This window comes from Pseudomonas sp. GW821-FHT09E12, assembly GCF_059416085.1.
In genome coordinates this window covers 114,583-134,016 of sequence record NZ_JBWKOM010000008.1, presented here as the reverse complement: position 1 = coordinate 134,016, position 19,434 = coordinate 114,583, and the positions used below count along the sequence as shown (strand labels likewise).

General features: G+C 61.9%; 15 protein-coding genes. 11 read left to right on the top strand and 4 right to left on the bottom strand.

The genetic code is table 11. From position 1 onward, the window contains the following. The first annotated feature begins 89 nt into the window (after nt 1-89). The gene (rlmM, locus tag AC07PQ_RS23110) at nt 90-1,163 is read left to right on the top strand and encodes a 23S rRNA (cytidine(2498)-2'-O)-methyltransferase RlmM (RefSeq protein ID WP_025804232.1); all 1,074 of its coding nucleotides are present in this window, start codon (nt 90-92) and stop codon (nt 1,161-1,163) included. 79 nt (nt 1,164-1,242) lie between these two features. Then, nucleotides 1,243-1,494: a sulfurtransferase TusA gene (gene tusA, locus AC07PQ_RS23105; RefSeq protein WP_007921329.1), complete on the top strand. Its 252-nt coding sequence runs from the start codon at nt 1,243-1,245 to the stop codon at nt 1,492-1,494. Here tusA and AC07PQ_RS23100 read toward each other — a convergent pair. Next, entirely contained in the window at nt 1,491-2,897 is a 1,407-nt protein-coding gene (locus AC07PQ_RS23100) for an MATE family efflux transporter (RefSeq protein ID WP_493185254.1), read from the bottom strand. The genes tusA and AC07PQ_RS23100 overlap by 4 nt on opposite strands. A 179-nt stretch (nt 2,898-3,076) precedes the next feature. Here AC07PQ_RS23100 and pdxB point away from each other — a divergent pair, with 179 nt between their 5' ends. Next, entirely contained in the window at nt 3,077-4,222 is a 1,146-nt protein-coding gene (gene pdxB / locus AC07PQ_RS23095) for a 4-phosphoerythronate dehydrogenase PdxB (RefSeq protein ID WP_493185253.1), read from the top strand. Between the two features lie 98 nt (nt 4,223-4,320). Here the strand turns inward: pdxB and AC07PQ_RS23090 are convergent, their stop codons facing one another. Next, on the bottom strand, nt 4,321-4,500 hold the full coding sequence (locus tag AC07PQ_RS23090) for a PA1571 family protein (protein ID WP_007921326.1): 180 nt from the start codon (nt 4,498-4,500) through the stop codon (nt 4,321-4,323). Between the two features lie 316 nt (nt 4,501-4,816). On the opposite strand from AC07PQ_RS23090, the gene AC07PQ_RS23085 reads away from it, so the two are divergent. Further along, a complete protein-coding gene (locus AC07PQ_RS23085; protein ID WP_493185252.1) occupies nt 4,817-6,592 on the top strand; it encodes an ABC transporter transmembrane domain-containing protein in 1,776 nt (591 codons plus the stop codon). 60 nt (nt 6,593-6,652) lie between these two features. Here the strand turns inward: AC07PQ_RS23085 and AC07PQ_RS23080 are convergent, their stop codons facing one another. Then, complete coding sequence (locus AC07PQ_RS23080) at nt 6,653-8,581, bottom strand: transglycosylase SLT domain-containing protein (protein ID WP_493185251.1); 1,929 nt, start codon at nt 8,579-8,581, stop codon at nt 6,653-6,655. 213 nt (nt 8,582-8,794) lie between these two features. Between AC07PQ_RS23080 and AC07PQ_RS23075 the strand changes: the two genes are divergently transcribed. Next, nucleotides 8,795-10,714 (top strand): ATP-binding cassette domain-containing protein, encoded by a 1,920-nt coding sequence (locus tag AC07PQ_RS23075; RefSeq protein ID WP_007921321.1) that lies wholly within the window; start codon nt 8,795-8,797, stop codon nt 10,712-10,714. Between the two features lie 84 nt (nt 10,715-10,798). Here the strand turns inward: AC07PQ_RS23075 and AC07PQ_RS23070 are convergent, their stop codons facing one another. After that, complete coding sequence (locus AC07PQ_RS23070) at nt 10,799-11,236, bottom strand: universal stress protein (RefSeq protein ID WP_007921319.1); 438 nt, start codon at nt 11,234-11,236, stop codon at nt 10,799-10,801. Between the two features lie 104 nt (nt 11,237-11,340). Here AC07PQ_RS23070 and AC07PQ_RS23065 point away from each other — a divergent pair, with 104 nt between their 5' ends. The 6 genes from AC07PQ_RS23065 (at nt 11,341) to AC07PQ_RS23040 (ending at nt 19,417) form a co-directional block, all read left to right on the top strand. After that, a complete protein-coding gene (locus AC07PQ_RS23065; protein WP_007921316.1) occupies nt 11,341-11,778 on the top strand; it encodes a hypothetical protein in 438 nt (145 codons plus the stop codon). 566 nt (nt 11,779-12,344) lie between these two features. Then, the gene (fadB, locus tag AC07PQ_RS23060; protein WP_493185250.1) at nt 12,345-14,492 is read left to right on the top strand and encodes a fatty acid oxidation complex subunit alpha FadB; all 2,148 of its coding nucleotides are present in this window, start codon (nt 12,345-12,347) and stop codon (nt 14,490-14,492) included. 29 nt (nt 14,493-14,521) lie between these two features. After that, entirely contained in the window at nt 14,522-15,697 is a 1,176-nt protein-coding gene (gene fadA, locus AC07PQ_RS23055; protein WP_007921313.1) for an acetyl-CoA C-acyltransferase FadA, read from the top strand. 89 nt (nt 15,698-15,786) lie between these two features. Continuing rightward, entirely contained in the window at nt 15,787-16,023 is a 237-nt protein-coding gene (locus AC07PQ_RS23050) for a DUF1653 domain-containing protein (protein ID WP_007921312.1), read from the top strand. Between the two features lie 114 nt (nt 16,024-16,137). Continuing rightward, complete coding sequence (gene topA, locus AC07PQ_RS23045) at nt 16,138-18,750, top strand: type I DNA topoisomerase (protein WP_007921310.1); 2,613 nt, start codon at nt 16,138-16,140, stop codon at nt 18,748-18,750. 142 nt (nt 18,751-18,892) lie between these two features. Next, nucleotides 18,893-19,417, top strand: a complete 525-nt coding sequence (locus AC07PQ_RS23040; RefSeq protein WP_493185249.1) for a DUF6586 family protein — start codon at nt 18,893-18,895, stop codon at nt 19,415-19,417. Nucleotides 19,418-19,434 lie beyond the last annotated feature (17 nt).

Here is a 19,434-nt window from a genome sequence, read left to right as displayed (position 1 = left end):
GGCTATCATGCGCCGGTTTTCGTGACAGGCTTTGCGCGCACTTCGGGCAGGTTTGCGCATGATTCATTGCCCATTGCCCAGGAGATTCGATGAACACCCTCTTTATGCACTGCCGGCCGGGCTTCGAAGGCGAAGTCTGTTCCGAGATCGCCGACCATGCCGCGCGCCTGAACGTGGCCGGGTACGCCAAGGCCAAGCCGAGCACCGCCTGTGCCGAGTTTGTGTGCAGCGAAGAAGACGGCGCCGAGCGCCTGATGCGCGAGCTGCGTTTCGCCGAGCTGATCTTCCCGCGGCAATGGGCGCGGGGCGTCTTCGTCGATCTGCCGGAAACCGACCGCATCAGCGTGATCCTGGCCCACCTGGCGAGCTTCCCGACCTGCGGCAGCCTGTGGCTGGAAGTGCTGGATACCAATGACGGCAAGGAGCTGTCGAACTTCTGCAAGAAATTCGAAGCACCGCTGCGCAAGGCCCTGACGGCGGCCGGCAAGCTGGTGGACGATGCCGGCAAGCCGCGTTTGCTGCTGACCTTCAAAAGCGGCCGCGAGGTGTTTGTCGGCCTGGCGGACGCAGGCAATTCGGCCATGTGGCCGATGGGCATTCCGCGCCTGAAGTTCCCCCGTGAGGCGCCTAGCCGTTCGACCCTGAAGCTGGAGGAGGCCTGGCACCATTTCATTCCTCGCGATCAGTGGGACGAGCGTCTGCACGGCGACATGACTGGCGTCGACCTGGGCGCCGCCCCGGGTGGCTGGACCTGGCAACTGGTCAACCGCGGCATGTTGGTCACCGCTGTCGATAACGGGCCAATGGCTGAAAGCCTGATGGACACCGGCCTGGTGCAGCACCTGATGGCCGACGGTTTCACCTTCAAGCCCAAGCAGCCGGTGGACTGGATGGTCTGCGACATCGTCGAGAAACCGGCGCGCAACGCCGCCTTGCTGGAAACCTGGATCGGCGAAGGCCACTGCCGCGAAGCGGTGGTCAACCTGAAGCTGCCGATGAAGCAGCGTTACGCGGAAGTGAAGCGCTTGCTCGAGCGGATCGAGGACGGCTTCAAGGCCCGCGGCATTCGCGTGGCCATTGGCTGCAAGCAGCTGTACCACGACCGCGAAGAAGTGACCTGCCACCTGCGCCGGCTGGATGAAAAGAAGCCCAAGGCCCGTTGATCGTGGTTGCGGCGCAATGTCACAGATAGCGTCGATGCCGGCATTGCGCGACAATGCCGGCCAGTTTCAGGAGTGAGTTATGAGTCAAATCATCGATACGCCGGTCGACGGCACGCTGGACGCCACCGGGCTCAATTGCCCGGAACCGGTCATGATGCTGCACCAGCATATTCGTGACCTGCAGCCCGGCGGCCTGCTCAAGGTGATCGCCACCGATCCCTCGACCCGCCGCGACATCCCCAAGTTCTGCGTGTTCCTCGACCATGAGCTGGTCGCCCAGCAGGAAGAGGCCGGCACCTATCTGTACTGGATTCGCAAGAAGTCCGGTTAAGCCACCGCACGGCTGATGCGGATCCGCTTGCGCGCGCTGCGCGCCAGGCGGATCGACAGCATCAGCGCCGCGCAACTCAGGCCGGCGATCAGGCCTTCCCACAGCCCGCTCGGGCCGCTGGCAGGGCCGAACCAGTCGGTCAGCCCCAGCACATACCCCACCGGCAAACCGATGCCCCAGTAGGCGAGCAGCGTCAGGACCATGGTCACCCGGGTGTCCTGGTAGCCACGCAGCGCGCCGGCGCAGATCACCTGGATCGCGTCGGAGAACTGGTAGAGCGCGGCATACACGATCAGCATCGCCGCCACCTGGATTACCGCGGTGTCCGGGGTGTAGATCGAGGCAATGGACTCACGCAGCAGCAGGATCAGGCTCGCGGAGAACAGGGCGAAGGCCAGCGCCGCACCCAGGCCGACGCCGGCGGCGAAGCGTGCCTGATGCGGGTTGCCGGCGCCCAGGGCCTGGCCGACCCGCACCGTGACCGCCATGCCCAGGGAATACGGAATCATGAACAGCAGGGAGCTGATGTTGAGGGCGATCTGGTGCCCGGCCACCACCGTGGCGCCGAGGCTGCCGATCAGTAGGGCGATCACCGCGAAGATGCTCGATTCGGCAAACACCGCGATGCCGATCGGCAGGCCGACGCTCAGCAAACGCTTGATCACCGCCCATTGCGGCCAGTCGAAACGCTTGAACAGCTGGCTGCTCTGGTAGGCCGGGGCCCAGCGGGTCCAGCTCGCCATGGCCAGCATCATCGCCCACATCACGATGGCCGTGGCCCAGCCGCAACCGACGCCGCCCATGGCCGGCACGCCGAGGTGGCCATAAATGAACACGTAGTTGATGGGGATGTTCAGGGCCAGGCCGAACAGGCCGATGACCATGCTTGGCCGGGTGCGGCCCAGGGCATCGCTGCAGCAACGCAGCACGTAATACAGCGCCACCGCCGGCAGGCCGCTGGCGATGCCGTGCAGGTATTCCATGCAGGGGCCGATCAGCGTCGGGTCGACCTTCATCAGGTGCAGCACCGGCTCGGCACTGAGCAGAATCAGGCTGGCGCTCAGGCCAACCGCCAGGGCCAGCCACAGCGCCTGGCGCACGATCGGGCCGATCTCGCCATAGGTGCCGGCGCCGACCCGCTGGGCCACCTTGGGCGTGGTGGCCAGCAGGGTGCCAGTCATCAACAGGAACACCGGGATCCAGATCGAGTTGCCCAGCGCCACGGCCGCCAGGTCCCGTGGGCTGACCCGTCCGGCCATCACCGCATCGACGAAGCCCATGGCCGTGGTCGCCAGCTGCGCGATCATGATCGGCAAGGCCAGGGCCAGCAGGCTGCGCAGTTCAAGGCGCACCCGGGCCGGGCGGTTGAGGGAAGTGGCAGGAGTATTGGTCACGGAATTCACAGGCGAAGCGTCCACAGGGTTGATGCGCAGGGCGGCGTATTCTACGCATTGACGGATGAGTCAGGAAAAAACCTCTGTTGTCGATTTGTAAGTGCTGGCGGCGGTTGACGGAGTGGATTGCTCGCTGGCCGAAAATGGCCTTCTACGCCTAAACTGCGGCTCCGCGAAAGGAGCCTGCCATGCTGATTGTTGCCGACGAAAATATTCCCCTGCTCGATGCCTTTTTTGCCGGTTTCGGCGAGATCCGCCGCTTCCCGGGGCGGGCCATCGACCGCGCGGCCATCGAGGGCGCCGATGTGCTGTTGGTGCGTTCGGTGACCCAGGTCAGCCGCGCCCTGCTCGAGGACAGCCAGGTACGGTTTGTCGGGACCTGCACCATTGGCACCGATCACCTGGACCTCGAGTATTTCCACGAGGCGGGCATCCGCTGGTCCAGCGCTCCAGGCTGTAATGCGCGCGGGGTGGTCGACTATGTGCTGGGCAGCCTGCTGACCCTGGCGGAAATCGAAGGCGCCGACCTGACGCAACGCACTTACGGCGTGGTGGGCGCGGGCGAGGTCGGTGGACGGCTGATCGAGGTGCTGCGCGGCCTGGGTTGGAAGGTCCTGGTCTGCGACCCGCCACGGCAGGTGGCGGAAGGTGGCGACTACGTCAGCCTGGAACAGATCCTCGCCCAGTGCGATGTCATCAGCCTGCACACCCCCTTGACCAAAGCCGGCGAGCTGCCGACCTGGCACCTGCTGGACAAGCAGCGCCTGCGGCAACTGCGCCCCGGTGCCTGGCTGATCAACGCCAGCCGTGGCGCGGTGGTGGATAACACCGCTCTGCGCGAGGTGTTGCTCGAGCGTGAAGACCTACAGGCGGTGCTGGATGTCTGGGAGGGCGAGCCCCAGGTCGACGTGGCCCTGGCCGACCTGTGCGTACTGGCCACGCCGCACATCGCCGGTTACAGCCTCGATGGCCGGCAGCGCGGGACGGCGCAGATCTATCAGGCGCTGTGCGATTACCTTGGGCAGCCGCAAGCGATTCATTTGCGCGACCTGCTGCCCCGGCCATGGTTGTCGGAGGTGAGCCTCGATGCCCATAGCGACCCGGCCTGGTCCCTGGCGATGATCTGCCGAGCGGTCTACGACCCGCGGCGCGACGATGCGGATTTTCGCCGCAGCCTGGTGGGCAGCGTGGCCGAGCAGCGCGCGGCCTTCGATGCGTTGCGCAAGGGTTATCCGCCGCGCCGTGAAATCGATGGGTTGGCCGTGCGCATCCAGGGCGAAGCGCCAGGCTTGCAGCAGATCGTCTCGGCCTTGGGCGCGGTGTCGGTTCGCTGAAGGCTCGAACCCAGTCGTTTGTGACGGAGCGACAAGGAATCCGGCAGGCATAAAAAACCCGGCTTCAGGGCCGGGTCAAGAGGACGTGAGGCTATGTGTCAATCTTGCTGCGCAGGCTTGACCAGTCGCTTTTCCAGTTCGCGGCAGGCGTTCTGGATCATGTCTTCGGTGATCGGTACTTCGCGACCCTGAGCGTCGATGATGGCGCATCCCAGAGACTGGTCGGGGTGGGTACGAATCACTTCAATCTTGTCATTGCTGCTGTTTTGCAAGGACATGGCCTGTCTCCTCATCAGGTTGTGCGCTTACTTTAAAACCGCCAGGTGACCAAGCTGTGACAACTCCCTGCAAGGTCCCACTACGGCGTTTTCTATCCGGGGAGTCCTCAGTCCAACAGAAATGTCTGTGGACTTCCACTCGGACCTTAGACCAATAGCATCTAGGCTCTAGTGTTGGCGGACATAATTAACCTGACTCATTTTGATTTACCCAAGTTCCAGGAAAATCGGTTCCGACAAACAGGGCTCAACCTCATCGCCTTGCTGGATCACGCGGTGGTGAATGGGGCGGGGCCGTTCCCAGGTGTGCTCCCGGATGAACTTCATGCTTTCTTCGCGTCAACGCCGGGCGATTCGCCTGGCCAGTCGTTTCATCGCGCCTTATCGCTGGCAGGCCCTGGGGGCGTTGCTGGCGCTGGTGGTGACCGCGGGCATCACCTTGTCCATGGGGCAGGGCATCCGCCTGTTGGTGGACCGGGGCTTCATGACCGGGTCGCCGGATTTGCTCAACCAGTCCATCGGTCTGTTTCTGTTATTGGTGCTGGGGCTGGCGGTGGGGACGTTCGTGCGTTTCTACCTGGTGTCATGGATTGGCGAGCGTTGCGTGGCGGACATCCGTCGGCAAGTGTTCAATCACCTGATCTACCTGCACCCGGGCTTCTATGAGAACAATCGCAGCTCGGAGATCCAGTCGCGGCTGACCGCCGATACCACCTTGCTGCAATCGGTGATCGGCTCGTCGCTCTCGCTGTTTTTGCGTAATGCGCTGATGGTCATCGGCGGCATCGTGTTGCTGTTTGTCACCAACCCCAAGCTCACCAGCATCGTGGTGATCGCCTTGCCCCTGGTGCTGGCGCCGATCCTGATTTTCGGCCGCCGGGTGCGCAGCCTGTCGCGCTTGAGCCAGGACCGTATCGCCGATGTCGGCAGCTACGTGGCGGAAACCCTGGGCCAGATCAAGACCGTCCAGGCCTATAACCACCAGCTCCAGGATGAGCAACGCTTTGCCCAGACGGTGGAAGAGGCGTTCAACACCGCGCGCCGGCGTATCGTCCAGCGCGCCTGGCTGATCACCCTGGTGATCGTGCTGGTGCTGGGGGCGGTCGGGGTGATGCTCTGGGTCGGCGGCATGGACGTGATCGCCGGGCGTATTTCCAGTGGCGAGCTGGCGGCCTTTGTCTTCTACAGCCTGATCGTCGGCAGTGCCTTCGGCACCCTGAGCGAGGTGATCGGCGAGCTGCAACGGGCCGCCGGCGCGGCGGAGCGGATTGCCGAGTTGCTGCGTTCGGAAAACCTGATTCAGCCGCCGAGCGACGGCCCGGCCAGCTTGCCCGAGCGGGTACGGGGCGAGCTGGTGCTGGAGAACTTGCGCTTCTCTTATCCGTCGCGTCCGGACAGTTATGCCGTCGATGGCTTGAGCCTGACTATCCACGAGGGGGAAACCCTGGCGCTGGTCGGGCCGTCGGGGGCGGGCAAGTCGACCCTCTACGATCTGCTGCTGCGCTTCTACGACCCGGAGCAGGGGCGCATCCTGCTCGATGGCGTGACCTTGACTCAGCTCGACCCGCAGGATGTGCGTCGCTGTTTTGCCCTGGTGTCGCAAAGCCCGGCGCTGTTCTTCGGCAGCATCGAGGAGAACATTCGTTATGGCAAACCCTCGGCCACCCCGGAACAGGTCAGGGAGGCGGCAAGGATCGCCTACGCCCATGACTTCATCGAGAACATGCCCGAGGGTTACCGGACCCATCTCGGCGATGCGGGGCTGGGACTGTCCGGCGGCCAGCGCCAGCGCCTGGCGATTGCCCGGGCGCTGCTGGTGGATGCGCCGATCCTGTTGCTGGATGAAGCCACCAGCGCCCTGGATGCCCAGAGCGAGCATTTGATCCAGCAAGCCTTGCCGAGCCTGATGAAGAATCGCACCACCCTGGTGATCGCCCATCGCCTGGCCACGGTGAAAAACGCCGACCGGATCGCGGTGATGGATCAGGGCCGGCTGGTGGCGGTGGGCACTCATCAGGAGCTTATCGCCAGCAATCCGCTGTATGCGCGCCTGGCGGCCTTGCAGTTCAGCGATGGCCAGTCTGTGTCCTGATCTTGCGTTGGAAACGAAAATGCCCGCATCGCTGCGGGCATTTTTATTGGGCGTTATCGCTTACTGATCGTCGAAATACCGCTCATGCCAATCCACCAGTGGCTGTGGCGAATTGAGCTTCTGGCCGTAGATCACCGAATAGGACAGCACGTTCTGCACGTACTGGCGGGTTTCGTCGAACGGAATGCTCTCCACCCAGACGTCGAAGCTCAGGTGGTCGGCGCCACGGAGCCATTGGCGCACGCGTCCGGGGCCGGCGTTGTAGGCGGCGGAGGCGAGCACCCGGTTGCCGTTGAACTGGCTGTGCACCTGGCTCAGGTAGGCGGCGCCGAGCTGGATGTTCTTGTCCGGGTTCAGCACTTGCTGCGGCGAGGCCAGCGGGATGCTGAACTTGCGCGCGGTTTCCTTCGCGGTGCCGGGCATCAGCTGCATCAAGCCGGCCGCGCCGACGCCCGAGCGAGCGTCGTCCATGAACGCGCTTTCCTGGCGGGTGATCGCGAAGACCCAGCTCGAGTGCAGGCCACGGACCTTGGCTTCGCGCACCAGGGTGTCGCGGTGGGCCATCGGGAAGCGGATGTCCAGGTCGTCCCAATACTTCGCCTGGCTGATGGTGCGAATGGCCGGGAAGTACCATTTCAGGTCATAGGCCAGCTTGGCCTGGGCAACCATTTCGTCACGGTTGAAATGACGGCTGACGTGGTACCACTCACGCCGGCCATCGACGATCTGGCCACGGGCATGAAACTCCAGGGCGCGCCGCACGCCGGGCGTATTGCGCACCTTGTTGATCACCTGCTGGCTGAGCACCAGCGGTTTGTTGTTCAGCTGATAAGGCAGCTGGGTACGATCGGCCGCGAGGAAACCATAGAAATCGCGCTCGTTGGCCAAGCCTTTGTAGAGGGTCTGGGCCTGGGGGTTCTGCGGTTGGGCCAGTTCCAGGCTGCGCGCTTGCCAGTAGCGCCAGCGGTTGGTGGTCGCCAGGTCCTGGGGCAGCTTGCGGGTCAGCTGGTAGGCGTCTTCCCAGCGAGCCAGGCGCAACAGCAGGCGCAGGCGCCATTCGGAAACCGTGTTGTCGCGCAGCTCGGGATCGTATTTGGTCATCACTTCAAGGCCGCGGCTGTCGAAGCGCCGCGCCAGGGTCAGGCCGATTTCCCGGGCGATCGCCACTTTTTCGTCACGGGAGAAGTGCATGCTGCTGGCATAACCGTCGAGCAGGGCCATGGCCCTGTCCGGATCCTGGCGGGCCAGGCGGCGCAGACCCAGGCCGACCACGTCGGACATGGCTTCGCTGGCTGGAGTGAAGCGCGACGGCTGGCTGAGCAGTTCGGGCTTCTGGGCAACGCCTACTAGCAGCCGACCCTGAGGGGCGAGGGTGGTCATGCTGTTGACCAGGCTATTGGCCAGCGGATAGTTGCGGGCCTCGGCGGCCAGCTTGGCGCGCTGCCAGCGCTTCTGTTCGGTCAACTGGCCTTCGGCGGCCCACTGGGCGAACAGCGCGTCGCAGGTGGCGGGCAGGGATTTGCCGCTGAGCCAGAGCTTGTCGGTGGCGGCGTAACCTTCGGCCTTGAGGTTGTGGCCCAGCTGGTATTGCGCGTTCAGGCAGTCCAGCTCGGTGAAGTTGAGCTTGGGGTCGTAATACTTGACGAAGGTGGCCCAGTCGCCGCGTTCGGCCAGCCAGCGCAACCAGCGCAGTTTCATCCAGTTGGCCTGGGGCAGGTCGCCGTGTTCACGGAGAAACTTTTCGATCTCGGCGTTGCTGGCGGTCTTTAGTCGGGCGGTCAGTTCGTCATAGGCCAGATAGGGCTCGAGCGGGTAGTCGGCCAGGACCTGGCTGTAGCGGAAATACGGACCGGAGTCGCCCTTGGCCAGGGCGCGCTTGGCTTCATCGTAATATTGACGCTGGAGTGAGAGGTCCGCGGCCTGAGCAGTGTGCACGGCAGAGGCAGAAAGAAGCAGGCAGGATAAAAGGCTGAAAAGGCGACTGCGCATGAGACATCCGGGCAGAGAAATCATGACAAGTGCCGACAATGCCAACACTGATTATTCCCTAGCTTAGCCTTTTGCCAGCAGCGGGTGAAAGCTTTGCCGGCCTCTTGTCGCCAGTTCGCTGCAAATGTTGTTCAGGGTGCTTCAGGAGTGAAAATGCCGGCCTTCTGAGGCCTCAACTCAGGTAGAATGCGCGCCCGGTTTTTGGAGAAGCTCATGACCCTGCTCAAATTCAGCGATGTGTCCCTTGCGTTCGGCGCTATGCCGTTGTTGGACAAGGTGTCCTGGCAGATCGCCCGTGGTGAGCGGGTGTGCATCATCGGCCGCAACGGCACTGGCAAATCCAGCATGCTGAAGCTGGTCAAGGGCGATCAGAAGCCCGACGACGGTTCCGTATGGCGCGCGCCCGGTCTGAAAATCGGCGAATTGCCGCAGGAATTGCCAGTGGCCGACGAGCGGACGGTGTTCGACGTAGTCGCCCAGGGCCTTGATGGCGTTGGCGAATTGCTGGCGCAGTATCACCACCTGAGCCAGAACATCGTCACCGATGCCGATCTGGAAAAGCTCATGCACGTCCAGCATGACCTCGAAGCCCGTGACGGCTGGCGCTTGCAGACCCTGGTGGACAGCACCCTGAGCCGCCTGCAACTGCCGGCCGACAAGACCCTCGCCGAGTTGTCCGGTGGCTGGCGTCGTCGCGTCCTGCTGGCCCAGGCCCTGGTGTCCGAACCGGACCTGCTGCTGCTCGACGAACCGACCAACCACCTGGATATCGGCGCCATCGCTTGGCTGGAAGAAGCCCTGAAGGACTTCCAGGGCGCCGTCCTCTTTATTACCCACGACCGTTCCTTCCTGCAGAACCTGGCGACCCGGATTCTCGAGCTGGACCGTGGTGGGCTGATCGACTGGAACGGCGACTACGCCAGCTTCCTGGTACACAAGGAGGCCGTGCTGGCGGCTGAAGAGACGGCCAACGCGCTGTTCGACAAGCGCCTGGCCCAGGAAGAAGTCTGGATTCGCCAAGGCATCAAGGCCCGCCGTACCCGTAACGAAGGCCGCGTGCGTGCCCTCAAGGCCCTGCGTGTCGAGCGTAGCGAGCGTCGCGAGCGTACCGGCAAGGCCAATATCCAGCTGGAAACCGCCGACAAGTCCGGCAAGCAGGTCATGGTGCTCGAAGACGTGAGCTTCGCTCATCCGGGCGGTCCGTTCCTGGTCAAGAATTTCTCCATGGTCCTGCAGCGCGGCGACCGTATCGGCCTGCTCGGCGCCAACGGTACCGGCAAGACCACGCTGCTCAAACTGATGCTGGGCGGCCTGGTGCCGAGCAGCGGCAAGGTCGAGGAGGGCACGCGTATCGACGTGGCCTACTTCGACCAACTGCGTCACCAGCTGGACCTGGAAAAGACCGTGATCGACAACGTCGCCGAAGGTCGCGACTTTATCGATATCGATGGCCAGAGCCGCCACGTGCTCAGCTACCTGGGGGATTTCCTGTTCAGCCCGCAGCGTGCCCGCACGCCAGTCAAGGCGCTGTCCGGTGGCGAGCGTGCTCGCTTGTTGCTGGCCAAGCTGTTCAGCAAACCGGCCAACCTGCTGGTGCTCGACGAACCGACCAACGACCTGGACGTGGAAACCCTCGAGCTGCTGGAAGAAGTGCTGCTGACCTTCCAGGGCACCGTGCTGATGGTCAGCCACGACCGGGCATTCCTCGATAACGTGGTCACCAGCACCCTGGTGTTCGAAGGTGAAGGCAAGGTTCGCGAATACGTCGGCGGTTATCAGGATTGGTTGCGCCAAGGCGGTTCGCCACGGCTGCTGGGCGTGACCGAGAACAAGTCGGGCAAGGCCGAGCTGAACTCGGCAGTGGTTGCGCCTGTGGCGGCGGCACCTGCCGCGGCACAGGAAGCACCTGCGGCCAAGAAGAAGCTCAGCTACAAGTTGCAGCGCGAGCTCGAGGCGTTGCCTGGCCAGATCGAAGCCATGGAGCAGCAGATCGCCACCGTGGAAGCGGAAATGGCCGACGCTGGCTTCTATCAGCGTCCTGCGGCCGAGACCACGGCGGTCATCGCCCAGCTGGAACAGCTCAATGCTGAACTGGATGTGATGGTCGAGCGTTGGGCCGAGCTGGATGCCTGAGTGACCTGGCGGCAATAAAAAAGCCCGACATTCATGTCGGGCTTTTTGCAGGGCCGGTGCGGGCGGAGAATTCCGCCGGCGGGCTCAGCGTTTGACCAGGTGCACGGCCAGCACGTCGCAAGGGGCGCCGTGCAGCACGTCGTTGGCGGTCGAGCCCAGCAGCAGCGCCAGGCCGTGCCGGCCATGGCTGCCGACCACGATCAGGTCGCATTCCTGTTCCTTGGCCAGATGATGGATTTCCTGGCGTGGCTGGCCATAGGTCAGGTGGCTGTATTCCTTGGACAGCTCAGGATATTTGGTGATGAGGCGATCGAGGCGTTCCTTGGCCTGGTCGAACTGCTGCTGTTGCAATTGGGACAGGTCCATCGGTACGTCGCCGCCGAACGCCATGGCCATCGGCTCGACGATATGCACCAGGGACAATTTGGCGCTGTTGCTGACCGACAGCTCGCGAGCCCGGTGGATAACAGGATCGCACTCTTCGGTTAGATCTACGGCGACCAGAATATGGTGGTAGGGCATGAGGTGCTCCTCCTGAGGATTGCAATAGCTTCAAGTATGGCTGGTTTCAAGCGGATTGGTTCCGACCTGGATCAATCGGCTCATCAAGAATCGGGAGTACAGATATGACGGTCTGGATAGTGGTGTCAATCCTCGCGGTGGTGTTGAGCCCGCTGGCATGGCTGCGCCCGTCGCGCCGCCAGAGCGGGCAGATCGCTCTGCGCATGGAGGCGCGCCGCATGGGCCTGGGCATGCAACTGGCGCCTCAGGAGTGGCCGCACTGGATGGATCCGCAGCCTCCAAGCCCCTGTGCGCAATACCATCGGCCGCGGCGCGGCACACAACCGGCCTGCTGGGCCTACTGGCAAAGTGCGCCGGGCGTGTGGGTCAACCAATGGCGGGAAGTCTGTGTGGATCCTGCCTTGCTCGAGCGCTTTCGCACGCTGCCGGCCAACGTGTTCAAGGTCGAGGCCGACCGGCAGATGATCGTCTTGTATTGGGGCGAACGTGGCGAAGCCAGTGTTTTGCAAGACATTGCCGCAGTGCTCAAGGCGCTGGCGTGAAGCATGACCTGCGCCGCAATGGCACAGGTTATTGAAAGGCAGGCAATAAAAAGCCCGACAAGGTCGGGCTGGGTTGGCCAGGCAGGCCGGTAAATCCTTTCTGATCCCCTGGTTCTGAGCGGCGGGGATGAGAGTTGTCGCTGATCTTACGCCTGGTTTTCGGCCAGGCATCCATATTTTTGCTCCAGGATTGTGCCAGCGTAGCCGCGAATCGGTTATGGGGCGACGTATTAGGGCGACTTTTCTAAAGATTGATTCTATGAATGTCCTGAGATGAGCAGGCTTGTTGATGGTGCGTGCCCGTCTGGAATGACTAAGAAGTCGCGTTTCAAACAACCTTTTGGGCGATTGACAATTGTCGGATTTTGCCTGAATGTGGCGTACCCAAATCAAACGGGCGTATGAATTGAGCGTTTGTATTACCAGACGGCTCTTCCAGAATCCCGACTATCGCGTTGGCGGGTGTGCCTGGCGGATTGGCGTAGCATCGATGGAAACGTCGCTGCCGAGTCAGAAGTTAGCGTCCGACGTGTACTGTTCAGCTTCCATATCGTGGAGATCAGTTGATGATTTACGAAGGTAAAGCCATCACGGTTAAGGCTCTTGAAAGTGGCATCGTCGAATTGAATTTCGACCTCAAGGGTGAGTCCGTCAACAAGTTCAACCGTCTTACCCTGAACGAATTGCGTTCGGCCGTGGACGCCATCAAGGCAGATGCGTCGGTCAAGGGTGTGATCGTCAGCAGTGGCAAGGACGTCTTCATCGTCGGCGCCGACATCACCGAATTTGTCGACAACTTCAAGCTGCCGGATGCAGAGCTTGTCGCAGGCAACCTCGAAGCCAACAAGATTTTCAGCGATTTCGAAGACCTCAACGTTCCGACCGTTGCCGCGATCAATGGCATCGCGCTGGGCGGCGGTCTGGAAATGTGCCTGGCAGCTGACTATCGCGTCATGTCCTCCAGCGCCAAGATCGGCCTGCCGGAAGTCAAGCTGGGCATCTACCCGGGCTTCGGCGGTACCGTTCGCCTGCCACGCATCATCGGTGCCGACAACGCCATCGAATGGATTGCCGCCGGCAAGGAAAACCGTGCTGAAGACGCACTGAAAGTCGGTGCGGTCGACGCTGTCGTCGCTCCGGAAAAACTGCATGAAGCGGCCTTGGCCACCGTCAAGCGCGCCATCTCCGGCGAGTTCGACTACAAGGCCAAGCGTCAGCCGAAGCTGGAAAAGCTCAAGCTCAACGCCATCGAACAGATGATGTCCTTCGAAACCGCCAAGGGTTTTGTCGCCGGCCAGGCTGGCCCGAACTACCCGGCGCCGGTCGAAGCCATCAAGACCATCCAGAAAGCCGCCAACTTCGGTCGTGACAAGGCGCTGGAAGTCGAGGCAACAGGCTTCGTCAAACTGGCCAAGACCTCTGCTGCGCAGAGCCTGATCGGCCTGTTCCTGAATGACCAGGAACTGAAGAAAAAGGCCAAGGCCTACGACGAAATCGCCCACGATGTGAAGCAGGCCGCCGTACTCGGTGCCGGCATCATGGGGGGCGGAATCGCCTACCAGTCGGCGTCCAAAGGCACGCCGATCCTGATGAAAGACATCAACGAACACGGTATCGAGCAAGGCCTGGCGGAAGCCGCCAAGCTGCTGGTCGGCCGTGTCGATAAAGGTCGCATGACCGCGGCGAAGATGGCCGAAGTGCTGAACGGCATTCGCCCAACGCTGTCCTACGGTGACTTCGGCCACGTCGACCTGGTGGTCGAGGCGGTCGTCGAGAACCCTAAGGTCAAGCAAGCGGTTCTGGCCGAAGTCGAAGACCAGGTCAAGGAGGACACCATCCTCGCTTCGAACACCTCGACCATTTCCATCAGCTTGCTGGCCAAGGTCCTCAAGCGTCCGGAGAATTTCGTCGGCATGCACTTCTTCAACCCGGTGCACATGATGCCGCTGGTCGAAGTCATCCGTGGCGAGAAGTCCAGCGAGCTGGCCGTGGCCACCACCGTTGCCTACGCCAAGAAAATGGGCAAGAACCCGATCGTGGTCAACGACTGCCCGGGCTTCCTGGTCAACCGCGTGCTGTTCCCGTACTTCGGCGGTTTCGCCAAGCTGGTCAGCGCCGGCGTGGACTTCGTGCGCATCGACAAGGTCATGGAAAAGTTCGGCTGGCCGATGGGCCCGGCCTACCTGATGGACGTGGTCGGTATCGACACTGGCCACCACGGTCGTGACGTGATGGCCGAAGGTTTTCCGGATCGCATGAAAGACGATCGTCGTTCGGCTATCGATGTGCTTTACGAAGCCAAGCGCCTGGGCCAGAAGAATGGCAAGGGTTTCTACGCCTACGAGGCCGACAAGAAAGGCAAGCAGAAGAAAGTGGCCGACCCGTCGGTGCTGGAAGTGCTCAAGCCTATCGTGTACGAGCAGCGTGAAGTCACTGACGAGGATATCGTCAACTGGATGATGATCCCGCTGTGCCTGGAAACCGTTCGTTGCCTGGAAGACGGCATCGTCGAAACCGCGGCCGAAGCCGACATGGGCCTGGTGTACGGTATTGGTTTCCCTCCATTCCGTGGCGGTGCGCTGCGCTACATCGACTCGATCGGTGTTGCCCAGTTCGTTGCCCTGGCCGACCAGTACGCCGATCTGGGCGCGCTGTACCACCCGACCGCGAAGCTGCGCGAGATGGCCAAGAACGGCCAGAGCTTCTTCGGTTAAGCGCCCCCTACTAGAGCGAGAGTGAATATATGAGCTTGAATCCTAGAGACGTCGTGATTGTCGACTTCGGTCGTACTCCGATGGGCCGCTCCAAGGGCGGCATGCACCGCAATACCCGCGCCGAAGACATGTCGGCGCACCTGATCAGCAAATTGCTGGAACGCAACGCCAAGGTCGATCCGGCGGAAGTCGAAGACGTGATCTGGGGCTGTGTGAACCAGACCCTGGAGCAAGGCTGGAACATCGCGCGCATGGCGTCGCTGATGACCCAGATCCCGCACACCTCGGCCGGCCAGACCGTCAGCCGTCTGTGTGGCTCGTCGATGAGCGCGCTGCACACCGCCGCCCAGGCGATCATGACCGGCAACGGTGACGTCTTCGTGGTGGGTGGCGTCGAGCATATGGGCCACGTGAGCATGATGCACGGCGTCGACCCGAACCCGCACATGTCCCTGTACGCGGCGAAAGCCTCGGGCATGATGGGGCTGACTGCCGAGATGCTCGGCAAGATGCACGGCATTACCCGTGAGCAACAGGATGCCTTCGGCCTGCGCTCCCACCAACTCGCCCACAAGGCGACGGTGGAAGGCAAGTTCAAGGACGAAATCATCCCGATGCAGGGTTACGACGAGAACGGTTTCCTGAAACTGTTCGACTACGACGAGACCATTCGTCCCGAGACCACCCTGGAAAGCCTGGCGGCCCTCAAGCCGGCCTTCAATCCGAAGGGCGGCACTGTGACGGCCGGTACTTCGTCGCAGATCACCGACGGTGCTTCGTGCATGATCGTGATGTCGGCGCAGCGTGCCCAGGACCTGGGCATCCAGCCGCTGGCGGTGATCCGTTCGATGGCGGTGGCGGGTGTGGATCCGGCGATCATGGGCTATGGTCCAGTACCGGCCACGCAGAAAGCACTGAAGCGCGCGGGCCTGGGAATCGCCGATATCGACTTCTTCGAGCTCAACGAAGCTTTCGCGGCGCAGGCTCTGCCGGTGCTGAAAGATTTGAAAGTGCTCGACAAGATGAACGAGAAGGTTAACCTGCACGGCGGCGCGATCGCCCTGGGTCACCCATTCGGCTGTTCCGGTGCGCGTATCTCCGGCACCTTGCTCAATGTCATGAAGCAGAATGGCGGCACCTTTGGCGTGTCCACCATGTGCATTGGCCTTGGCCAGGGCATTGCCACTGTCTTCGAACGCGTTTAAGCGTTGCGTTGATGGAAGCCGGGGCCCAGTGCCCCGGTTTTTGTTTTTCTGAAGATTTATTATTTTTTATTTTGCACGAGGGCCAGAACATGCAATTACAACCCGGGCTCTATCAGCATTACAAGGGACCGCAGTACCGCGTTTTCAGCGTGGCGCGGCATTCCGAGACGGAAGAGGAAGTAGTGTTCTATCAAGCCCTGTATGGCGATTACGGCTTTTGGGTGCGCCCCTTGAGCATGTTCCTGGAGTCGGTCGAGGTTGACGGCGAGCAGGTGCCACGCTTTGCTTTGGTGCAGGCCGAACCCAGTCTTTTTTCGCAGCCTTAAGCTGAGGTCGCGCAGAACCCTGCGCTTGACCTCACCTTGTTGCCACTATATATAGCGGTGCCGCGTCAGGCGCCAACCGCCTCTCACTTCTCGAATTCAGGAATTTTCCGATCCATGGGCAAATCGCTGGTCATTGTGGAATCCCCGGCTAAGGCCAAGACCATCAACAAGTACTTGGGTAACCAATACGTGGTGAAGTCGAGTATCGGCCATATCCGAGACCTGCCCACCAGTGGTTCGGCGAGCGCCGCCAAAGAGCCTGCTGCCAAGCGTGGCAAGGCGGCTGCTGGTGAAGCACCGGCGCTGTCGGCCAAGGAGAAGGCGCGCAAGCAGCTGGTCTCGCGCATGGGAGTCGATCCGGACCACGGCTGGAAAGCCAAGTACGAGATCCTTCCAGGCAAGGAAAAAGTCATCGAAGAGCTGCGCCGGCTCGCCAAGGATGCTGACACCATCTATCTCGCAACGGACTTGGACCGCGAAGGGGAGGCCATTGCCTGGCACCTGCGGGAAGCCATTGGTGGGGATGACAGCCGCTACAAGCGCGTGGTGTTCAACGAAATCACCAAGAAGGCGATCCAGGAAGCCTTCTCCCAGCCGGGCGAGCTGGATATCGATCGGGTCAACGCTCAGCAGGCGCGTCGTTTCCTCGATCGCGTGGTGGGTTACATGGTCTCGCCGCTGCTGTGGGCGAAAATCGCCCGTGGCCTGTCTGCCGGCCGTGTGCAATCGGTGGCGGTGAAGCTGGTGGTGGAGCGTGAGCGCGAAATTCGTGCCTTCATCCCTGAAGAGTACTGGGAAGTTCATGCCGACCTCGGCACCGCCAAGGGCGCCAATGTGCGCTTCGAAGTGGCCCGGGAAAACGGCGAGGCCTTCAAGCCGCTGAACGAAGCCCAGGCCATGGCGGCACTGGAGAAGCTCAAGGCGTCGACCTACACCATCGCCAAGCGCGAAGACAAACCGACCAGCAGCAAGCCGTCGGCCCCCTTCATTACCTCCACCCTGCAGCAGGCCGCGAGCAACCGCCTGGGCTTCGGGGTGAAGAAAACCATGATGATGGCCCAGCGTCTGTATGAAGCCGGCTACATCACCTATATGCGTACCGACTCGACCAACCTCTCGGCTGATGCCCTGACGATGGCGCGGACCTATATCGAAGAAGAGTTCGGCAACAAATACCTGCCGTCCTCGCCGAACTTCTACAGCAGCAAGGAAGGGGCCCAGGAGGCGCACGAAGCGATTCGTCCGTCCGACGTGAACACCCATCCAAGCAAGCTGTCGGGCATGGAGCGTGACGCCGAGCGCCTCTACGAGCTGATCTGGCGCCAGTTCGTGGCCTGCCAGATGCTGCCGGCACAATACCTGTCGACCACCGTCAGCGTCGCCGCTGGCGGCTTCGAGCTGCGTGCCAAGGGCCGCATCCTCAAGTTCGACGGTTACACCCGGGTCATGCCGCAGATGAGCAAGCCGGGCGACGACGATGTCCTGCCGGATATGGCGCAGGGCGATGTGCTGAAACTGATCAAGCTCGACCCGAGCCAGCACTTCACCAAGCCGCCGGCGCGTTACTCCGAAGCCAGCCTGGTCAAGGAAATGGAAAAACGTGGCATCGGTCGTCCTTCGACCTATGCGGCGATCATTTCCACGATTCAGGACCGTGGCTACGTGGCGCTGCACAACCGTCGTTTCTATTCGGAAAAGATGGGCGACATCGTCACCGAGCGTCTGTCCGAGAGCTTCTCCAACCTGATGGACTACGGCTTCACCGCCGGCATGGAAGAGCACCTCGATGATGTGGCCCAGGGCGAGCGCGACTGGAAAAACGTCCTCGACGAGTTCTACGGTGACTTCAAGAAGAAGCTCGAAGTGGCCGAAGGCAGCGACAGCGGCATGCGCGCCAACCAGCCGGTGATGACCGATATCCCGTGCCTCACCTGTGGCCGTCCGATGCAGATTCGCACCGCGTCCACTGGTGTATTCCTCGGTTGTTCGGGTTATAGCCTGCCGCCGAAAGAACGCTGCAAGGCTACCGTCAACCTGGTGCCGGGCGACGAGATCGCTGCGGACGACGAGGGTGAATCCGAGTCGCTGGTACTGCGCGGCAAGCACCGTTGCCCGATCTGCAGCACAGCAATGGACGCCTATCTGCTGGATGAGAAACGCAAGCTGCACATCTGCGGTAACAACCCGGATTGCGCGGGCTACGAGATCGAAGAGGGCAGCTATCGCATCAAGGGCTACGAAGGTCCGAGCCTGGAATGCGACAAGTGCGGCAGCGAGATGCAGCTCAAGACCGGCCGTTTCGGCAAGTTCTTCGGGTGCACCAACCCGACCTGCAAGAACACCCGCAAGCTGCTCAAGAGCGGTGACGCGGCGCCACCGAAGATGGATCCAGTGAAGATGCCCGAGCTGAAATGCGAGAAGGTCAACGACACCTACATCCTGCGCGATGGGGCATCGGGTCTGTTCCTGGCGGCCAGCCAGTTCCCGAAAAACCGTGAAACCCGCGCACCGCTGGTGCTTGAGCTGATCCCGCACAAGGACGAGATCGATCCGAAGTATCACTTCCTCTGCGAAGCGCCGAAGAAGGACCCGGACGGTCGCCCGGCGGTGATCCGTTACAGCCGCAAGACCAAGGAGCAGTACGTGCAGACTGAAGTCGACGGCAAGCCGACTGGTTGGCGCGCGTTCTACGACGGTGGTAGCTGGAAGGTCGAAGACAAGCGTTAAGGTCCGCATCGGACGCTTCTGAAAAGGCCGCGTAAACCTCTCAAGGGTACGCGGCCTTTCTTTTGGGCTTGCGGTGGGCTGGAGTGTTCCATGACACTGTAAGGCCAGCCTGCTGTATCTATTCGTTGTGGAGATTGCCGTCATGGCCCACGAACTCTATACCCGTACCAACCAGAAAATTTATTTCGCCGGCCTGTCGCTGGAAGCCTTGGCGCGAGCCGAAGCGGGCGGGGCAATGAATGCTCAGGCGCTGGTGCAGGCGGGACGAGAGTCGGTGTTGTTTCACCTGTACGGTGCGCTGCTTGGCTTGTGCCATGAAATCGCCGGCTTCTATCGCCTCCCACAGGCCAATGCGCCCCGTGCGGAGCTACTGCTGACCCGTGAGGTGCTGGAAAGCATCGCCATCCCCGAGCTGGCCGAGCTGGTGGAACTGGCCCATAACCCGGAGATCTGGCTGGCGAAGCTGCTGGCCGCCCATTCGGCGATGTTCCAGCCACCGCGGGTGCCGCATAAACCCAAGGGCGATGTCACCCAGCCGTTGATCGTCGCAGTGAACCTCGATGAAGAAGAGCAGGCACCGCAGCTGAGCCGGGAAGAGCTGGAGCAATGGCGTCAGAACCTCAAGGCTTTGGCGATTCGCTTCCGTGACGGCCTGAATGAGTGTTGAGCCGCCGCTAGCGGATA

Coding starts and splice junctions, on each gene's coding strand:
- rlmM (WP_025804232.1), top strand. CDS start 90: ATGAACACCCTCTTTATGCACTGCCGGCCGGGCTTCGAAGGCGAAGTC.
- tusA (WP_007921329.1), top strand. CDS start 1,243: ATGAGTCAAATCATCGATACGCCGGTCGACGGCACGCTGGACGCCACC.
- pdxB (WP_493185253.1), top strand. CDS start 3,077: ATGCTGATTGTTGCCGACGAAAATATTCCCCTGCTCGATGCCTTTTTT.
- AC07PQ_RS23090 (WP_007921326.1), bottom strand. CDS start 4,500: ATGTCCTTGCAAAACAGCAGCAATGACAAGATTGAAGTGATTCGTACC.
- AC07PQ_RS23085 (WP_493185252.1), top strand. CDS start 4,817: ATGAACTTCATGCTTTCTTCGCGTCAACGCCGGGCGATTCGCCTGGCC.
- AC07PQ_RS23080 (WP_493185251.1), bottom strand. CDS start 8,581: ATGCGCAGTCGCCTTTTCAGCCTTTTATCCTGCCTGCTTCTTTCTGCC.
- AC07PQ_RS23075 (WP_007921321.1), top strand. CDS start 8,795: ATGACCCTGCTCAAATTCAGCGATGTGTCCCTTGCGTTCGGCGCTATG.
- AC07PQ_RS23070 (WP_007921319.1), bottom strand. CDS start 11,236: ATGCCCTACCACCATATTCTGGTCGCCGTAGATCTAACCGAAGAGTGC.
- AC07PQ_RS23065 (WP_007921316.1), top strand. CDS start 11,341: ATGACGGTCTGGATAGTGGTGTCAATCCTCGCGGTGGTGTTGAGCCCG.
- fadB (WP_493185250.1), top strand. CDS start 12,345: ATGATTTACGAAGGTAAAGCCATCACGGTTAAGGCTCTTGAAAGTGGC.
- fadA (WP_007921313.1), top strand. CDS start 14,522: ATGAGCTTGAATCCTAGAGACGTCGTGATTGTCGACTTCGGTCGTACT.
- AC07PQ_RS23050 (WP_007921312.1), top strand. CDS start 15,787: ATGCAATTACAACCCGGGCTCTATCAGCATTACAAGGGACCGCAGTAC.
- topA (WP_007921310.1), top strand. CDS start 16,138: ATGGGCAAATCGCTGGTCATTGTGGAATCCCCGGCTAAGGCCAAGACC.
- AC07PQ_RS23040 (WP_493185249.1), top strand. CDS start 18,893: ATGGCCCACGAACTCTATACCCGTACCAACCAGAAAATTTATTTCGCC.